This is a genomic window from Micromonospora sp. D75 (assembly GCF_018070405.1).
Classification (GTDB): domain Bacteria; phylum Actinomycetota; class Actinomycetes; order Mycobacteriales; family Micromonosporaceae; genus Micromonospora; species Micromonospora chalcea.
In genome coordinates, this window is sequence record NZ_JAGPXV010000096.1 from 1 (window position 1) to 13,027 (window position 13,027).

The window sequence follows — 13,027 nt, forward strand, 5'->3', positions numbered from 1 at the left end:
GGGTAGGTCCATGAGCACAGTCAACCCGAAGCGAACTCGGCTCGGGCGCGGGGGGCGTGACGAGTGCCCTCGGCTACCTCGTCCGGCGCGGCAGGGCAGCCGGTCCGGCGCCCTTGAGCGAGGTGGTCACCGTACGGTCGCTGAGCCACAGGTAGCAGCGCACGCCCCGGTCGCCGACCGCCCAGCGACCGGCGGCGGGCGGGCGGACCACCACGTCGCTGCGGTAGCGCAGGAACGCGTCGGTGGGCACCCCGGCGTAGCGGGCGATCACAGCGAAGCAGCCGTCGTAGAGGGGAACCCAGTCCTCCGGCTTCTTCGGGTACGGGCGGTCCGGCGCGGCCCACACGCCGACGAACTCCGCGTCGTGCGCGACAGCGCAGTCGACCGGGGTGAGCCGCTGCACCCGGCCCGCCTCCCGGGTGGTGCGCTGGCAGCCCAGCCGCAGCGGGGAGGGCGGCTTGAGCGCGTCGCGCAGGCTGCCGGTACGGGTGACCACGGTGGCCGCCGCCTCGACCGTGGTCAGCTCGGTCAGGTCGCACCGGTACCAGCGGGAGCCGGCCGTCCAGCCGAGGGCGGTCGGCACCGCCACCGCCAGCCGGAGGCGTCCGGCGCGCCAGTCGTCACCCACGTACCCGCTGGCCCGTTTGTCGCAGTCGGCGAACGCGGTACGCATCTCCGGTGAGGCGAGCGACGGCGGCTCGGCCCGGTCGGCGGTGAACGCCCCGACGTGCACGGTCTCCACCCGGTGCGGCAGTTCGCAGCCGACCGGCGCGTACGCGGACAGGCCGACGCTCGGGATGAAGTCGGCGACCTGGCAGACCTCTGCGGCCGGGGTGAACGGCCCGGGTGCGGCCATCGCAGGCCAGTCGTCGGCGAGGTCGCCGTCCAGCCCGCCGGTGCCGGCGCAGCCGGTCAGAGCGGCGCTCGCGACCATCGCGGCGACCAGGAAGCTCATCGCACGGCGCATCGCGGCCTCCCCCAGCCGACGACCGTCGATCCCCGACGGTCCGCCCAGGGTAGCCGAAAATGACCTTCCGGTGACAGACCGCGTTCCCCGCCCTTGCGCCCCGTCGATCTTGCACTAACCGCCTTGACAAACCGCCTGAAAGGGGTGGCGGAGGGGCCGCGACTGCAAGATCAACGGGAAGAGGCGGCGAGGGGGTTGGGGACGGGGGCGCCTGCGGTGCCGGGGGCGGCCGTGGCCGGGTCGGCGGTCAGGTCCACGACCCTGTTGTCGGCGTCGACGTGGACCACCTTCGGGCGGTACGTGCGGGCCTCGGCGTCGTCCATCTGACCGTACGAGATGAGGATGACCAGGTCACCGGGGTGCACCAGGTGCGCGGCGGCGCCGTTGATGCCGATCACGCCGCTGCCCCGCCGCCCCGGGATCACGTACGTCTCCAGCCGCGCGCCGTTCGTGATGTCCACGATCGCCACCTGCTCGCCGGGGAGCAGGTCCGCCGCGTCGAGCAGATCCTCGTCCACAGTCACCGAGCCGACGTAGTGCAGGTCGGCCTGGGTCACGGTGGCGCGATGGATCTTCGACTTGAGCATGGTCCGGAACATCGGGGTGCCTTTCCGCATTCGTGGTGGGGTCAGGGACGCGGCGCGAGGTGGATCGCCGTGTTGTCGATCAGGCGGGTGGCGCCGACCCAGGCCGCGATCAGCAGCCGGGCCGGGCCGGTGACCGGGCCGGGCTCCAGCTCGGTGTCGGTGAGCACCAGGTAGTCGAGGCGGGCGGCCGGGTTGTCGAAGGCCCGGTGGGCGGCCGCGAGCACCGCGCCCGCGTCCTCGCCCCGCTCGGCCGCCGCCGCCCCGGCCCGCAGCGCGACGGACAGGCTCAGCGCCGCCTCCCGCTCCGCCGCCGACAGGTAACGGTTGCGGCTGGACAGGGCCAGGCCGTCCGGTTCCCGTACGGTCGGCACTCCGACGATCTCGGTCGGCACGTCGAGGTCGCGGACCATCCGGCGCACCAGGGTGAGCTGCTGGTAGTCCTTCTCGCCGAAGAAGGCCAGGTCGGGCTGCGTGAGCTGGAGCAGCTTCATGACCACCGTGAGCACGCCGTGGAAGAAGCCGGGACGGCTCAGGCCTTCCAGGTCCTCGCCGAGCGGCCCCGGGTTCAGCCGTACCGTCGGCTGCCCCTCCGGGTACATCTCGGCCACCGGCGGCGCGAACACCGCGTCCACCCCCACCCGGCGGCAGATCTCCAGGTCCGTGTCGAGCGTGCGCGGGTAGCGGTCGAAGTCCTCGTTCGGGCCGAACTGCAGCGGGTTCACGAAGATCGTCACGATGACGTGGTCGGCCCGCTCGCGGGCGGCCCGCAGCAGCATCTCGTGCCCGGCGTGCAGCGCGCCCATGGTCATCACCACGCCGACCGTGCCGGTCATCGCCTCGCGGGCGGCCGCCAGCTCCTTGCGCGTGTGCAGCACCTCGGCCATCAGGCCGCCACCTCGATTCCGTCCAGCACGTCCCGTAGGGCGGCCGCGTCCGCCGGGCGCAGGCGGCTGACCGCGTCGGCGCGGTCCGCCGTGCGTCGTGCCAACGCCAGATACGCGGGTACGGATTCCGGCGCGCTCCGCGCCAGCCGGTCCAGATGCCGGCGTACGGTGCCCGCGTCGCCCCGCGACACCGGGCCGGTCAGCGCGTCGTCGCCCAACCGCAGCGCGTTCTCCAGCGCGGCCCGCAGCAGCGGGGCGAGCACCTTCTCCGGCCGCTCCACGCCGGCGTCACGCAGCCGGTCCGACGCCTCGTTGACCAGCGTCACCAGGTGGTTCGCGCCGTGCGCGAGCGCCGCGTGGTAGAGCGGCCGGTCGGTCTCGCCGACCCACTCCGGCACACCGCCCAGGTCGGCCACCAGCCGGGCCGCGAACGCGCGCAGCTCGGCCGGGGCGGTCACGCCGTACGAGATGCCGGGCAGGCGGGACAGGTCGTCCGGCGTACCGGTGAAGGTCATCGCCGGGTGCAGCGCGAGCGGCCGGGCGCCGGCCTCGGCGGCCGGGGCCAGCACGGCCAGCCCGTGCGCGCCGGACGTGTGCGCCACCACCTGGCCGGGGCGCAGCGCGCCGCTCGCGGCCAGGTCGGCGATCACGCCCGCGAGCGCGTCGTCGGGGACGGCGACGATCAGCAGGTCGGTGGCGGCACGCGCCACCTCGGACGCGGCGCGGTGCGGGGTCTCGGGCAGCAGCAGCGCCAGCCGGGCCCCTGTCGCGCCCGAGGCGCCGGACGCGGCGACCACGCGGTGGCCGGCGGCGGCGAGAGCCGCGCCCAGCGTGGCGCCGACCCGGCCGGCGCCGAGCACGCCGACGGCGAGGGTACGCGGGAAGACGAGCGGGGCAGCGGTGGCCCGGTGGCGCAGCGGTGCGCTCATGGCGGCGATCCAGTCCTCGAAGGGGGTACCGGTCGATGGCAAGTATGCGCCCGGGTGACAGACCGGAAACAAGAAGGTGTGAAAACCTTCACCGGCCGCCCGAAGAGGCCGCTGCGGTGGCGGGCAAACCGCACTTTCGGGTACGTCCCGTAGGGTCGGCGGGTGACCACCCCGCTGCGCTGGCGCGACGCGATGGAGCAGGCGTTGTACGGGCCGGACGGGTTCTTCGTCTCCGGCGCCGGCCCAGCCGCGCACTTCCGCACGAGCGTGCACGCCTCACCCGTCTTCGCCGCCTGCCTGCTGCGGCAACTCGAAGCGGTGGACGCGGCGCTGGGCCACCCGGACCGGCTGGACGTGGTGGACGTGGGCGCGGGCCGGGGCGAACTGCTCCGGGCCCTGCTGGCCCGGGCCGCACCCGAGCTGTCCGCCCGGATCCACCCGGTGGCAGTGGAACGAGCCACCCGCCCGCCGGACCTGCCTCCGGAGATCGACTGGCGAACCGACATCCCCGACGGCATCACCGGCCTGCTCCTGGCCACCGAATGGCTGGACAACGTCCCGGTGGACGTGGCGGTCCACACCCAGGCAGGCTGGCGCCTCCTCCTGGTGAACCCGAGAACCGGCGAGGAGACGCTGGGCCCGCCCCCGTCCCCCACCGAAACCACCTGGCTGACCCACTGGTGGCCCCCGGCCCTCCCGCGCAACGCCCCGTTGATCAAGGAGTTTGCGGACGTGGAGAGCTCGGATCAGGACACAAACTCCTTGATCAACGCCGTTGGTGGGGGCGGCAGCAGCGGTGGGCGGGCGGAGATCGGGGTGGGGCGGGATCTGGCCTGGGCGGGGGCCCTCGGGAAGGTGGCGCGGGGGCTGGCGCTTGCGGTGGACTACGGGCATCTGCGGGACTCGCGTCCCCTGGACGGGACGTTGACCGGGTATCGGGGTGGGCGGCAGGTGCCGCCGGTTCCGGACGGGTCGTGCGACGTGACGGCGCACGTCGCCATGGACTCGGTCGCCTCCGCCGGTGAGCGGGTCGCGCGGTGCGCGTACTCCCTGGTCTCTCAGCGGGAGGCGCTGCGGGCGCTCGGGGCCGACGGCGGGCGACCGCCGCTGAGCCTGGCCTCCCGCGACCCGGCCGGCTACCTGCGGGCGCTCGCCGCGGCGTCGGCGGCGGCCGAGCTGACCGACCCGGCCGGGCTCGGCGGGCACCTGTGGCTGCGGCAGCCGGTCGGCGTCGCGCTCGACGCGGTCGTGGCACGATGACGGGCATGACCACGGACGCCGCCGACCTCCGCGAGCTCACAGTCGGCACCGGCGCGGGCGGTGAGCAGCTCGGCACCGACATGGTGCTCAACATCGGGCCGCAGCACCCCTCGACGCACGGCGTGCTGCGGCTGAAGCTGGTGCTCGACGGCGAGCGGGTGGTCGCCGCCGAACCGATCGTCGGCTACATGCACCGGGGAGCGGAGAAGCTCTTCGAGGTACGCGACTACCGGCAGATCATCGTGCTGGCGAACCGGCACGACTGGCTGTCGGCGTTCTCCAACGAGCTGGGCGTGGTACTCGCGGTCGAGCGGCTGATGGGCATGGAGGTGCCGGAACGCGCCACCTGGCTGCGGATGGCGCTGGCCGAGCTGAACCGGGTGCTCAACCACCTGATGTTCCTCGGCTCGTACCCGCTGGAGATCGGCGCGATCACGCCGATGTTCTACGCGTTCCGGGAACGGGAGACCATCCAGGCGGTGATGGAGGAGGTCTCCGGCGGCCGGATCCACTACATGTTCAACCGGGTCGGCGGCCTGAAGGAGGAGGTGCCGTCCGGCTGGACCGGACGCGCCCGCGCCGCCATCGCCGAGGTACGCCGCCGGATGCCCGACCTGGACAACCTGATCCGGCGCAACGACATCTTCCTGGCCCGTACCGTCGGGGTCGGCGTGCTCTCCGCCGCCGACGCCGCCGCGTTCGGCGCGTCCGGGCCGGTCGCCCGCGCCTCCGGGCTCGACCTCGACCTGCGTCGCGACGAGCCGTACCTGGCCTACGACCAGCTCGACGTGCCCGTGGTGACGAAGACCGCCGGGGACTGTCACGCCCGCTTCGAGGTGCTGCTCGACCAGGTGTACGTCTCGCTCGACCTCGCCGAGCAGTGCCTGGACCGGGTGGACCGGATCAGCGGGCCGGTGAACACGCGGCTGCCGAAGGTGCTGAAGGCGCCGGAGGGGCACACGTACGCCTGGACCGAGAACCCGCTCGGCATCAACGGCTACTACCTGGTGTCCCGGGGCGAGAAGACGCCGTGGCGGATGAAGCTGCGCACCGCCTCGTACGCGAACGTGCAGGCGCTGTCGTCGCTGCTGCCCGGCTGCCTGGTGCCCGACCTGATCGCCATCCTCGGCTCGATGTTCTTCGTGGTCGGCGACATCGACAAGTGATCGTGGGCGCTCAGCGCCAGCGGTCGGCGGTGTCCCGCTGCTGGCCGTGGGCGCCGCGCTCCGAGCCTCGCCATTCCGGTTCCGGCTGACGCCACTGCGGTTCCGGCTGACGCCACTGCGGTTCCGGCTGACGCCACTCCGGCTCGGCCGGACGCCACTGGGACTCGCCCTGGCGCCACTCCGGCTCGAACTCGCGGCGCTGCGAATCGGCCGGACGCCGCTCCGGCTCCGGCGGACGCCACTGCGGTTCCGGCTGACGCCACTGCGGCTCGGGCTCGGGCTCGCGGCGCGCCGATTCGGGCTGACGCCACTCCGGGGGCGGCTGGCGCCACTCCGGCTGGCCGCTGCGCTGGGTCGGCGGCCGCCACTCGTCCGGCACCGGCACCCCGCCGGCCGGCAACGCCGGGTGGCCGTCACCCGGCCCACCCGCGTCCGCCCTGCCGCCGCGCACCGACGCCCATCGGTCCTCGATCCGGTACTCCGTGCCGGCGCTGTCGGCGTGCATCGCGGCCCGTCGCTCCCCGAGGCGGATCTCCCGGCCCGCGTCGTCGTCGCGGACCGCCGCCCAGCGGTTACCCGCACGCAGCTCGGACCAGTGATCGCCGTCCGCCCGGTCCCGGCCTTCCCGCGCGTCCAGGGCCCCGGACGCGCCCGGTTCGCTGTGCCGGACGGCCGGTTCGCTGTGCCGCGCGGCGGGTTCGCTGTGCCGCGCGGCCGGTGGCCAGGCCGGAACGTCGGCCGCGCCGCCCGGCGCCCAGCCGGCCCGGTCGTCGCCCGACCACTGTCGCTGCTCCTGGGCCGCAGCCCGGCCCTGGTCGTCCGACCAACGGCCCCCCACGGACCAGCCCTGCTCCCCGCCGACGCCCGCCCACGGATGCTCGGCGCCCGCGCGTCCGGCGTCGGCAGGCGAGTGCCCGTCACCCGGCCCGAAGCCGTCGTCCCGCGCACTCCCGACCCGGCGGCCGTACCCGGAGCGCTCGCCACCCGCCGGAGCACCCCAGCCGCTGTCGTCCGTGCCGGTCCATCCCGCGTCGGCCCGGTCCTCGCGGCCCCGCTCGCGCTGCCCCGCGCCCCGGTGATCGGCCGGGTCGCCGCCCCGGGAGCGGTCCTCGTCCGACCAGCCGCCGGGGAATCCGCCGTACCGGGAGCCGGTCGGCTCGGCGCCACCGCCGACGATGGTGTGCCGGGTGGTGACGTGCACGGTCTCGGTGTGGTGGACCACGCCCACCGGGCGGGACTCCGGCCGGGCGGCCGGATCGGACACGCGCGCCGACCCGTACACGCCGCTCCCGGGCCGGTCCGGCGGGCGTACCGCCGCCCGCGCCGGCTCGGCGTCGTGGCGGCCCGCCCGCGGCGGTTCGCCGTCGGGCTCGCCGCCGTAGCGGCCACCGGAGTACGCCGGACGAGCCGGTTCGTCCTCGTCGCGACCGGCCGGGTGACCCGGATCCGCCTCGTACGCCCCGGCGGCCGGCACCCGGGCCGCGCCGCTCGGGCGATCCTGGGCGGGCGCGGAGGCCAGTCCGGCGGCCGCCGCGTCGAGCCGATGCCGCACCGCCCCGGCCGCCTCCTCCGCCCGGCGTGCCTGGTCCAGCGCCTGGTTGCCGCGTTGAGCGGCGGCCACTATCTCGGCCCGCAGCTCCCGCCGCAGCTGCTCCAGCTCCTCGCGCAACTCCTCGGACGCCGCGCCGCCCGAACCGCCCTCCGGCCGCAGCGCGATGGACAGGCCGATCAGCACGACGGCGAGGATCGCCAGGACCGCGCCGAACCGGAGCGAGCCGTTGCCGTCGGCGATCAGCAGGATGAGCGCGGCCAGCGGCGCCAGCCCCACACCGGCCCAGAACAGGACTGTCAGCGGGGTGGGGTTGCGCTTGTCGGCAGGAGCGACCGAGGCGGGCATGGCTGAGCACAGTACCGAGAGTTCCACCTGAGGGGAACGGGTCGGCGTGACTCGATGTGCGGGCCTGCTGAGCAGGCAACCGCCCGGGGTGCGCGGCCGGCCGGCGCGAGTGGCGCCGGCCGGCCGCGGCGCGTCAGCTCGTGGCCAGCGCGGCGTCGGAGGAGAAGACCAGGCCGACGCTCGCGGCGCCGGTCTTCAGCGCGTTCTTGGTCTGCGGGCCGCCCGCGTCCAGCGAACTGAACGAGCCCGCCTTGAAGTCGTAGACCTCGACCAGACCGGCCTGGCACTTCGGCCGCTGCGGGCACTCCGGCGGACCGGCGAGCACGGTGGCCTGCCCGGAGCACTTCGCGGCCAGCTCGGAGAGCGTGGACACGCCGTACTTGTCGGCGAACGCCTTGGTCACCGCGAACGCGTTCTGGTCCTGCGCCTGGGACGGCTGGCCGAACACCAGGCCGGCCTTGTCGCCCTCGGTCTTCAGCGCGGCGACCGTCTTGTCCAGCTCCGGTGAGGAGACGGGCTGGGCGTCCTTGCCGTTGGCCTTGGTGTTGAGGAACTCCGCCATGGTGGCGGCGTACTCCGGGACGACCTGGATCTGCCCCTTCTCCAGGGCCGGGCCGTACAGCTCCCGGTTGCCGATCGTCTGCACCTTGACCTGGTAGCCCGCCGCCTCCAGCGCGATCTTGTAGAGCTCGGCGATGGTCTGGCTCTCGCTGAAGTTGCCGGCGCCGACGGTGATCTGGCCGCCCGGGCCCTTCTCGATCCCGTCGGTCACGCCGTTGGCGGACGCGAACTCCTTCGCCGCCGCCTGGGGCGTCTTGCGGTCGACGTCGACCGCCCGGTTGAGCTGGATCAGCTTCGGGGTGTCGAGCTTCGCGGAGACCTTGTCCAGCGCGGCGACGAGCTGCGGCGTGGCCGCCTTCGCGTTGATCGCGGGAATGACGTTGTCGGTGTTCTGGAGCTTCTTGTCGTCGGTCAGGACGACGAGCTGGTCGCCCGCCACCGGGGCACAGCCGGCCCCCGAGGCGCCCTGCTCGGGCGCGTCGGTGCCGGACGAGCCGGCGTCGCCGCAGCCGGTGAGGAGAGCGGCCGCGGTGAGTGCGCCGAACGCCCCCGCGACCAGTCGTGTACGCGCACGCATGAGTGCCCGCCTTCCGTGTCCCGGCGCGACCCGTCGGGCCGGCCGCGTGTCCGACGGGCGAACCGGACGGCCACCCGCGACTCCAGCCAATATCCTCCGGACCTGACCGACAAACTCGGAGCGGTTTTCGTCACCCGATCGTCACCGGCGGCTCAACTTCCGGCCGTCGCAGCCGTCGCGCGGCGGTTCGCCCGGCGGCGGACCGGGCGCAGCGGACGCGGCGTGACGAGCCGCTCCACGATCGCGAGCAGCCCCTCGACGAGCAGCGCCAGCCCGGCGACCAGCACCCCGCCGGCGATGATCTGGCCGCCGCCGGCGGCGATGTCGAGCCCGAAGCCGGCGCGGATGATCTGGCCCAGCCCGCCGCCGTTGACGAACGAGGCCAGCGCGGCAGTGGCCACCACCTGCACGGCCGCGGTACGGAAACCGGCCGCCAGGTAGGGCACGGCAAGCGGCAGCTCCACCCGGCGCAGCACCTGCCCGCCGGACAGCCCCATCCCATGTGCCGCGTCCCGCGCCTCCGGGTCGGCCTGCCGCACCCCGGTGTACGCGTTCGCCAGCAGCGGCGGCACCGCGAAGACCGCGAGCGCCACCACCACCGCCGGCCGGCCGAAGCCGAGGAAGGTCAGCGGGAGGATGGTCAGCAGGGCCAGGGTCGGGATCGCCAGCGTGACGTTGGAGACCAGCAGCACCAGCCCGCCGCCCCGGCCGCTGTGCCCGAGCCAGAGGCCGATCGGCCAGGCCACCAGGCATCCGAGCAGCACCGCCAGGGCGGACATGCTCAGGTGCTCGCCGAGGCGGTCCAGCACGCCGCCGGGATTGGTCCAGTTCAGCGGGTCGTTCAGCCAGACGACCGCCTGCTCGACGGGGTTCACCGGGCGGACCTCCCGCGCAGCCACGGGGTGAGCAGGCGGCCCACGCCGGCCAGCACCAGGTCCAGCACCAGCGCCAGCAGCACGCACAGCACCGTGCCGGTCATGATCTGTGCCTTGTAGAAGTTGTTCTGGAAGCCGGCGAAGATGAGCTGGCCGAGCCCGCCCCGGCCGACCACCACACCCACCGTGACCAGCGCGACAGTCGACACCGTCGCCAGCCGTACGCCGGTGAGGATGCCGGGCAGCGCCAGCGGCAGCTCGATCCGGAACAGCCGCCCCCACCGGCCGTACCCCATGCCCTCGGCGGCCTCCCGCACCTCCGGCGGCACCTGGTTCAGCCCGGCCAGCGCGTTGCGCACGATGACCAGCAGCGCGTACAGCGCCACCACGGTGAGCACGGTGATCGCGCCGATGCCCAGGTAGGGCGCGAGGAAGGCGAACAGCGCCAGCGACGGGACGGTGTAGAGCACCCCGGTCAGCGCAAGGATGGAGGCCGACAACGACCGGAACCAGTACGCGAGCACCGCGAGCGGCAGCGCCACCAGCGCGGCGATCACCACGGCCCGGGCGGTCAGCCAGGTGTGCTCACGCAGCGCGGCCAGGATCGTGTCAGAGTTGTCCCGCACGTACTGCCAGGAGAACCACGGATTACCCGGGTCGGCCCGGTAGCTCAGGTGGAGGGACACAGGTGGACGGTACCCCGGGGGACGCTGCCGGACACGGCGCGGCGTCGATCACGCTGGAACGCATCCGCAAGCGCTACCCGGACGGCACCGAGGCGGTACGCGAGCTGAGCCTGCAGGTCGGCGCCGGTGAGCTGGTGGTCCTGATCGGCCCGTCCGGCTGCGGCAAGTCGACGGTGCTACGGATGATCAACCGGCTGATCGAGCCGACCGGCGGGCGGATCCTGCTCGGCGACGACGACGTCACCCGGGTCGACCCGGTGGCGCTGCGCCGCCGCATCGGGTACGTCATCCAGAACGTCGGCCTCTTCCCGCACCAGACCGTCGCGGCGAACGTGGCGACAGTGCCGGGACTGCTGGGCTGGCCGAAGCAGCGCACCCGCGCCCGCGTCGGCGAGTTGCTGGAGCTGGTCGGCCTCGACCCGGCCCAGTTCGGCCGGCGGTACCCGCACGAGCTGTCCGGCGGGCAGCGGCAGCGGGTCGGGGTGGCCCGGGCGCTCGCCGCCGACCCGGTGGTGCTGCTGATGGACGAGCCGTTCTCCGCCGTGGACCCGATCGTCCGGACCCGCCTGCAGGAGGAGTTCCTGCGCCTGCAGGCCGAGGTACGCAAGACGATCGTGCTGGTCACGCACGACCTCGACGAGGCGGTCCGGCTCGGCGACCGGATCGCGGTGCTCTCCGAGGGCGGCCGGCTGGAGCAGTACGACACGCCCGCCGCGCTGCTCGGGTCACCCGCCTCGGACTTCGTCCGCGAGTTCGTCGGCGCCGACCGGGGCATCCGGCGCCTCGCGGTGACCCCGGTGACCCGCGCCGTCCTCGACCCGCTCCCGGCCGACGGGGGCGCCGGCCTGCCCAATGTGGCGCTCGGCGACTCGGCGTACGACGCGCTCGGCGCGCTGCTCACCTCCGGCGCGGAGCACGCCGTGGTGACCGAGGAGGGCCGGGCGGTGGGCCTGCTCGCCCGTACCCGGGTGCTGGCGCTCGGCGCTGTGGACTGAGCTCAGGCCCGGCCGCCCAGGCTGGCCAGCCCGACGATCCAGCCGGCGAAGAAGCCGTACGTGACGCCGGTGCTGGCGGACTGGAACGCGGCGAACAGCGAGCCGTGCGGGCCGAGGAGCGTGGCGAGCAGGGCGCTGAGCCCGGCGGCGAGCACGTACGCGCCCCAGCCGGAGAGGAACTGGCTGCCCGAGGAGGCCACCCGGTCGACCTGCGGGCCGGGCAGCAGGTAGAGCAGCGCAGCGGCCAGCACGATCAGCAGGATCGCGCGCAGGTTGGTGGCGAACACGCCCTCGTCGGCGTGCCACCGCCAGGACGGCCAGGCCAGCAGCCGCAGGAACCAGCCGCCCGCCCCGGTCGGGTCGGTGGCGCGCTGCGCCCAGTCCACGTACATCGGACTGCCGCCGACGGCGACCAGCAGGAACGCGGCGAGGGTGCCGGTGCCGGCGGCCGTGCCGTACCGGGCGACGGCGCGGGGGCGGTTGCTCAGAGCCATGCGGCGGTCAGTTCCCGGCCGGTCGCGCCGGGCAAACCTGCGCAACCGTCCGGCCGTCGCCGGCCGGCGGGTCGTCATCGACGTCAGTGCTTCATCAGGTAGTCGATGAAGGCGGCGCGCAGCAACGGCGCGGACTCCTCGTAGCCGTGCCCGGTCAGCTCGCGCCAGAGCGCGTTCGCCTCGTCGATGGTCGGGCCGATCGAGTTCGGCGCGCCGTCCAGCGCGGCGGCCTCGTCGGCGTTTGGCAGGTGCCGCAGGACCGACCAGAAGAAGCCCACGTCGCGACGCTCGCGGGCCAGGTTGAACGCCTGCTCGCGCAACTCCTCGGTGGAGAGCTTGTCGAGCTCGTCGAAGGTGCGGCCGCCGGGGGCAGGAGTCTCGCTCATGCCGCCGAGCCTAACCGGCGAGATCAGCTCCGGCGCGCCGGACGCACGGCCGCGGTCGGGTCAGCGTTCGTCGGCGTCCCAGCGCCGGGGCTCGCTCTCCCAGCGCGGGGCCTCCCACGCCTCCACCGGGGTGTCGTTCTGGCGTACCGGCAGCACCGCCGGCCAGGTGTCGGCCGGCTCGGGCGCCGGGGTCATCCCCCAACCGCCGCTCGTCGCGCCGTCCCGCAGCGGGCGGACCGGAACCGGTCCCACAGTCGCCGGCGGCGCCGGGCGGGGCCGGCCGAACGTCTCCACCAGCCGGGTGACGAGCAGCCCCGCGCCGAGCGTGGCGCCGCCCAGCGCCCACCGGCCGACCGACCAGCCCTGCGGCACGGTCCAGGCCAGGAACACCACCACCAGGCATACCGCGAGCAGGGTGCCGAAGATGCCGCCGCGACGGCCGTACGCGCTGGTGCCGCCGAGCATCACCGTTCCGACCGCCAGCACGGTCCAGTCCAGGCCGGTGCCGGGCGCGACGGCGCCGTCCCCGTTCGCGGCGATCAGCACGCCGCCGAGCGCCGCCAGCACGGTGGACGCGACCAGCGCCAGCGCGGTCACCGTGGCGGCCACCGCGCCGCGCCGCCGGGCCGGGTCGGCGACCGGCCGGAACCGGCCGATCAGCCGGCGCACCGGCATCATCGCGGCGAACAGGCCACCGAGGACGGCCACCGCGGCGAAGCCCACGAAGAGGTACAGCGCGTTGCGGCGCGGGTCGTAGTCACTC

The 13,027-nt window shown here is 74.5% G+C and carries 13 protein-coding genes and 1 pseudogene; 3 read left to right on the forward strand and 11 right to left on the reverse strand.

Going from position 1 to position 13,027, the window contains the following annotated elements; genetic code table 11:
- Positions 1-73 precede the first annotated feature (73 nt).
- The 4 genes from KBX39_RS08750 to KBX39_RS08765 all read right to left on the reverse strand — a co-directional run bounded on the left by KBX39_RS08750 (position 74) and on the right by KBX39_RS08765 (position 3,367).
- Positions 74-967, reverse strand: coding sequence for a septum formation family protein (locus tag KBX39_RS08750; RefSeq protein ID WP_210869928.1), 894 nt, complete (start codon positions 965-967; stop codon positions 74-76).
- Between the two features lie 170 nt (positions 968-1,137).
- On the reverse strand, positions 1,138-1,566 hold the full coding sequence (gene panD / locus KBX39_RS08755) for an aspartate 1-decarboxylase (RefSeq protein WP_210869930.1): 429 nt from the start codon (positions 1,564-1,566) through the stop codon (positions 1,138-1,140).
- Between the two features lie 29 nt (positions 1,567-1,595).
- A complete protein-coding gene (gene panC, locus KBX39_RS08760; protein WP_043327909.1) occupies positions 1,596-2,438 on the reverse strand; it encodes a pantoate--beta-alanine ligase in 843 nt (280 codons plus the stop codon).
- Entirely contained in the window at positions 2,438-3,367 is a 930-nt protein-coding gene (locus KBX39_RS08765) for a Rossmann-like and DUF2520 domain-containing protein (RefSeq protein WP_210869932.1), read from the reverse strand. Before KBX39_RS08765 ends, panC begins: the two co-directional genes overlap by 1 nt.
- A 192-nt stretch (positions 3,368-3,559) precedes the next feature.
- On the opposite strand from KBX39_RS08765, the gene KBX39_RS08770 reads away from it, so the two are divergent.
- Positions 3,560-4,627 (forward strand): SAM-dependent methyltransferase, encoded by a 1,068-nt coding sequence (locus KBX39_RS08770; RefSeq protein WP_210869936.1) that lies wholly within the window; start codon positions 3,560-3,562, stop codon positions 4,625-4,627.
- Complete coding sequence (locus tag KBX39_RS08775) at positions 4,624-5,793, forward strand: NADH-quinone oxidoreductase subunit D (protein ID WP_176722867.1); 1,170 nt, start codon at positions 4,624-4,626, stop codon at positions 5,791-5,793. The genes KBX39_RS08770 and KBX39_RS08775 overlap by 4 nt, the downstream gene beginning before the upstream one ends.
- Before the next feature lie 10 nt (positions 5,794-5,803).
- Here the strand turns inward: KBX39_RS08775 and KBX39_RS08780 are convergent, their stop codons facing one another.
- From KBX39_RS08780 to KBX39_RS08795, 4 genes are all read right to left on the reverse strand, one after another.
- Positions 5,804-7,690, reverse strand: coding sequence for a hypothetical protein (locus tag KBX39_RS08780; protein ID WP_113973579.1), 1,887 nt, complete (start codon positions 7,688-7,690; stop codon positions 5,804-5,806).
- A 133-nt stretch (positions 7,691-7,823) separates the two neighbouring features.
- The gene (locus KBX39_RS08785) at positions 7,824-8,828 is read right to left on the reverse strand and encodes a glycine betaine ABC transporter substrate-binding protein (protein WP_043327905.1); all 1,005 of its coding nucleotides are present in this window, start codon (positions 8,826-8,828) and stop codon (positions 7,824-7,826) included.
- 152 nt (positions 8,829-8,980) lie between these two features.
- The gene (locus KBX39_RS08790; protein ID WP_051611574.1) at positions 8,981-9,703 is read right to left on the reverse strand and encodes an ABC transporter permease; all 723 of its coding nucleotides are present in this window, start codon (positions 9,701-9,703) and stop codon (positions 8,981-8,983) included.
- Positions 9,700-10,389, reverse strand: coding sequence for an ABC transporter permease (locus KBX39_RS08795; protein WP_043327903.1), 690 nt, complete (start codon positions 10,387-10,389; stop codon positions 9,700-9,702). The genes KBX39_RS08790 and KBX39_RS08795 overlap by 4 nt, the downstream gene beginning before the upstream one ends.
- Positions 10,390-10,391: 2 nt before the next feature.
- Between KBX39_RS08795 and KBX39_RS08800 the strand changes: the two genes are divergently transcribed.
- Positions 10,392-11,384: an ABC transporter ATP-binding protein gene (locus tag KBX39_RS08800; RefSeq protein ID WP_069088243.1), complete on the forward strand. Its 993-nt coding sequence runs from the start codon at positions 10,392-10,394 to the stop codon at positions 11,382-11,384.
- A 2-nt stretch (positions 11,385-11,386) separates the two neighbouring features.
- On the opposite strand, the gene KBX39_RS08805 is transcribed toward KBX39_RS08800, so the two are convergent.
- The 3 genes and pseudogenes from KBX39_RS08805 to KBX39_RS08815 all read right to left on the reverse strand — a co-directional run.
- Entirely contained in the window at positions 11,387-11,878 is a 492-nt protein-coding gene (locus KBX39_RS08805) for a hypothetical protein (protein ID WP_210869934.1), read from the reverse strand.
- A gap of 83 nt (positions 11,879-11,961) precedes the next feature.
- On the reverse strand, positions 11,962-12,264 hold the full coding sequence (locus tag KBX39_RS08810; protein ID WP_030502043.1) for a hypothetical protein: 303 nt from the start codon (positions 12,262-12,264) through the stop codon (positions 11,962-11,964).
- A gap of 60 nt (positions 12,265-12,324) precedes the next feature.
- Positions 12,325-13,027 (reverse strand): annotated as a pseudogene (locus KBX39_RS08815) (ABC transporter permease); the annotation flags it as partial.

Excerpts from the sequence above, each read along its gene's own strand:
- KBX39_RS08750 (WP_210869928.1), bottom strand. The coding sequence starts at position 967 with ATGCGCCGTGCGATGAGCTTCCTGGTCGCCGCGATGGTCGCGAGCGCC.
- panD (WP_210869930.1), bottom strand. The coding sequence starts at position 1,566 with ATGTTCCGGACCATGCTCAAGTCGAAGATCCATCGCGCCACCGTGACC.
- panC (WP_043327909.1), bottom strand. The coding sequence starts at position 2,438 with ATGGCCGAGGTGCTGCACACGCGCAAGGAGCTGGCGGCCGCCCGCGAG.
- KBX39_RS08765 (WP_210869932.1), bottom strand. The coding sequence starts at position 3,367 with ATGAGCGCACCGCTGCGCCACCGGGCCACCGCTGCCCCGCTCGTCTTC.
- KBX39_RS08770 (WP_210869936.1), top strand. The coding sequence starts at position 3,560 with ATGGAGCAGGCGTTGTACGGGCCGGACGGGTTCTTCGTCTCCGGCGCC.
- KBX39_RS08775 (WP_176722867.1), top strand. The coding sequence starts at position 4,624 with ATGACGGGCATGACCACGGACGCCGCCGACCTCCGCGAGCTCACAGTC.
- KBX39_RS08780 (WP_113973579.1), bottom strand. The coding sequence starts at position 7,690 with ATGCCCGCCTCGGTCGCTCCTGCCGACAAGCGCAACCCCACCCCGCTG.
- KBX39_RS08785 (WP_043327905.1), bottom strand. The coding sequence starts at position 8,828 with ATGCGTGCGCGTACACGACTGGTCGCGGGGGCGTTCGGCGCACTCACC.
- KBX39_RS08805 (WP_210869934.1), bottom strand. The coding sequence starts at position 11,878 with ATGGCTCTGAGCAACCGCCCCCGCGCCGTCGCCCGGTACGGCACGGCC.
- KBX39_RS08810 (WP_030502043.1), bottom strand. The coding sequence starts at position 12,264 with ATGAGCGAGACTCCTGCCCCCGGCGGCCGCACCTTCGACGAGCTCGAC.